The 2778-nt window shown below is 65.9% G+C and carries 2 protein-coding genes and 2 pseudogenes; 3 read left to right on the forward strand and 1 reads right to left on the reverse strand.

Annotation, left to right across the window (positions count from 1 at the left end; translation table 11 throughout):
- From ACF1GV_RS42475 to ACF1GV_RS42485, 3 genes and pseudogenes are all read left to right on the forward strand, one after another.
- A pseudogene (locus ACF1GV_RS42475) lies at positions 1-83 on the forward strand (IS5/IS1182 family transposase); the annotation flags it as partial.
- Positions 84-564: 481 nt separating this feature from the next.
- Positions 565-1107 carry a hypothetical protein gene (locus tag ACF1GV_RS42480; RefSeq protein WP_391692520.1) on the forward strand — a complete coding sequence of 181 codons (543 nt, stop codon included), beginning with the start codon at positions 565-567 and terminating at the stop codon, positions 1105-1107.
- A 10-nt stretch (positions 1108-1117) separates the two neighbouring features.
- On the forward strand, positions 1118-1447 hold the full coding sequence (locus ACF1GV_RS42485) for a hypothetical protein (protein ID WP_391692522.1): 330 nt from the start codon (positions 1118-1120) through the stop codon (positions 1445-1447).
- A 151-nt stretch (positions 1448-1598) separates the two neighbouring features.
- Here the strand turns inward: ACF1GV_RS42485 and ACF1GV_RS42490 are convergent.
- Positions 1599-2392, reverse strand: a pseudogene (locus tag ACF1GV_RS42490) (transposase family protein).
- Positions 2393-2778 lie beyond the last annotated feature (386 nt).

The following is a 2778-nucleotide window of genomic DNA, read 5'->3' on the forward strand; positions in this document are numbered from 1 at the left end:
GCAGAGCGCGCTGCTCGACGCGACGTATCAGCCGCACCGTCCAAGCGATCCACACCCTGCTGACCTGCAGCTATTCAGGATGAAAGGCGCTCAGTGATCAGGGGAACTCACCTCCTCTGATCCTCCCCCGGGACGCAGGCAGGAGTCACGGGAGCCGCTCGCCCAGCACCCCACCACCACAGTGGGAGAGCGTGTTGACCTGTCGGTCGACAGGCGTCGGGTCGTGCCGTGCCCGGCTGGGTTCACCGGACGCCGGTGCATGCCGCCCGCGTGCTGCCGTCCCCGATCCGGCTCCCCCAACTGGGGGTGAGCGTCCGTGGCGTCGACGCCCTCCGTCTTGCAAGAGCTGCTCTTCAGGAGGGACGGAATGGTGGTACACACGTCTGCCAACCCCCTCCTTGAGCACATGAGGCATCCCGCACGGGATGAATAACGCAACGTATCGGTTGCGCTTCATGGTGTGAATATGATCACTCGCGAATTCCTTGAACCTGGAAATCACGGAGGGAGAGCATAAGCAAGGCCACAGGAGACACAGAAGCATCTGCAGCGAAAAGAGAAGACGTGCGCGCCATGCATTTACGCAAGTCCACCGCGACGTTCATCGCGGCAGCAGGAGCAGCAGTCCTGCTCGCCGCACCTACACCTGCGAACGCATCCGAGGAGATGCCCGCAGCCGTCACAGCACATGTTTCGACCAATGACGCGGCAGCCGTAGCGAGCGCGTCGGACCCCTGCCAGAGGCAGCACTACTCAAAGGTTGCCTACACCTACTGGATCGGTCCGAGCAAGATGCCTCTGCGCTGCGGAACGAAAACTTGGGGCTATAACCACATAGTCGAGCGCGGGCGCTGGAGCACCAGCTTCAGCAACAAGATAAGCGACACACTCTTCAACGGCTACGAGAGGACCCCGGGGGTGTACTACCGGTACAAGGTAGGCACCGGCTGCTCCTCGAAGCCGCCGACGAAGAACTTCAAGGTGGTTGTCAACAAGGGGCCCCTTGGAGGGATGCCGGGCGGTCTGACGCCGCAGGGCATCATCACGGCCACGGTAGAGTACACAACGCCAGCCGTGGTCGCGGCTTCAGCGGGCGCAAAGTGCTGAGAGGACCTGAATGGCCACCCAGGAGCAAGTGAGGGAAGCGCTCACCCAGAAGCTTTCAGGACTACAGGGTGAGGGAGGAGGGACCTCTCTTGAAGTCCTTGAGGTGAGGGTTCCGTCTGTCTTCCCGAAATTGCTTCTGAAAATTCAGGTCAGCGTCTCAGGGCAGCTCTGGGAAGTCTCACTCGACTACCAGGGTCATGAGGCGAGTCTGGTGAGCGGAGACCTCACCGAGGACACCTTGAATTACCTCGGGTTCCTTGTGCGCACCCACCTGTTCGAGTGGTGGCACACGAAGGACACGGAGAAGTTTTCGGCGCGCATGGGGAAGAGACTGGACTGAGGCGCCTTCCGCTTACCGCTCGGCGGGCTTCGTCGTCGCCGATAGTGGGCGTTCGCTCCGGTGTTGCCCGGCGTGAGCATGCTCCCTGGAAAGCCCACAGGACGGCCTTCCTGGGAGCATGCGACGGCTTGCACGGTGTCTCTGAGCGTTTTCAGCGTTGACGCTCCAGGGTGAGGACGGCAGCGGCGATGACCGTCATGCGGTTGGGGCTGCAGCGGGCTCTGCGGAAGACGCGCCAGGACTTCAGTCTGGTGATGCTTCGTTCGATCGGTGCTCGTGCCGCTGACAGCGCCCGGTTGATCGTCCGCTGGGTCGCGGTGAGGTCCTGGTGCGGAAGCCGTCTGATCGGCGTCGTGACCCAGAAGCCGGCCCCGATGTAGGCGCGGTCGGCGAGGACAGGCGCGCCCTGGCGTTCGCAGATCCGGACGATGCCATGGGTGCGGGCCGCGGTCAGGTCGTGGCTGCGGCCGGGCACGAGATCCACAGCAGCTTGCCCGCAGGGTCGGTGACGACCTGCACGTTCACGCCGTGGCGGCGGTGCTTCTGGGAGAAGTCAGCCCGGCTGTCACCGACCCGGTCGCACTCGGCGAGCGTTCCGTCGAGCAGGACGTACTCGGGATCCGTTTCCCGCAGGACCCGCAGCAGCCCGGGCGCCCGGCAGGACAGATGGCTGACGACGGCGGTGACGTAGGCGTGGGCAGTGCCGACGGATATGCCGAAGCCGGCGGCGATCTGCGCGAGCGTGTCGTGCCGGCGAAGGTAGACCAGACCGACGAGAGCACGCTGGTGGGGTGGGAGCTTGCAGCGGCGGTCACCCTCACGGGTGACGACGAGCATGGTTACCCACTCGACCAGGGCGTGAGGGAGATCGGGTGCGGCAGGATAGGAAACCCACGAGGCTCCTGCGCTGATGAGTACCAGCGTCCCCGCCTGCGGCCAGGGCATCGACGCCGGGAGGCGCCCTGACGCTGGGCGAGGCCGCCCGACGCTCCGGGCTGGCCCTTCGCCAGCGAGGCTGCCCCGGCGGGACTGAAGCCGCACGGGCGCGGTGAAGCGTCCACCAGGGCACCACGCCGACCTCGTCACCCGCCCCGCCCCACTGCATCGGTGACCGCTCCACCGCACGGGGTGGGTGCGCACCGGTGCGGTGGAGCGCACCCACCCGGTGCGGTGGAGCGGTGGGGCGTCCATCCAGTGCGCACCACCGTCCATCCGGTGCGCTCCACTCGGTGGGCTGTGCGCGCACCGGTGCGGCCGAGGCGCGGGAGTGGTGCGCACCGGGTGGACGGTGGTGCGGTGGAGTGGCCCGGGTGGAGACGGTGGAGGCTGTG

The organism is Streptomyces sp. NPDC014006 (genome assembly GCF_043088925.1).
Lineage (GTDB): Bacteria > Actinomycetota > Actinomycetes > Streptomycetales > Streptomycetaceae > Streptomyces.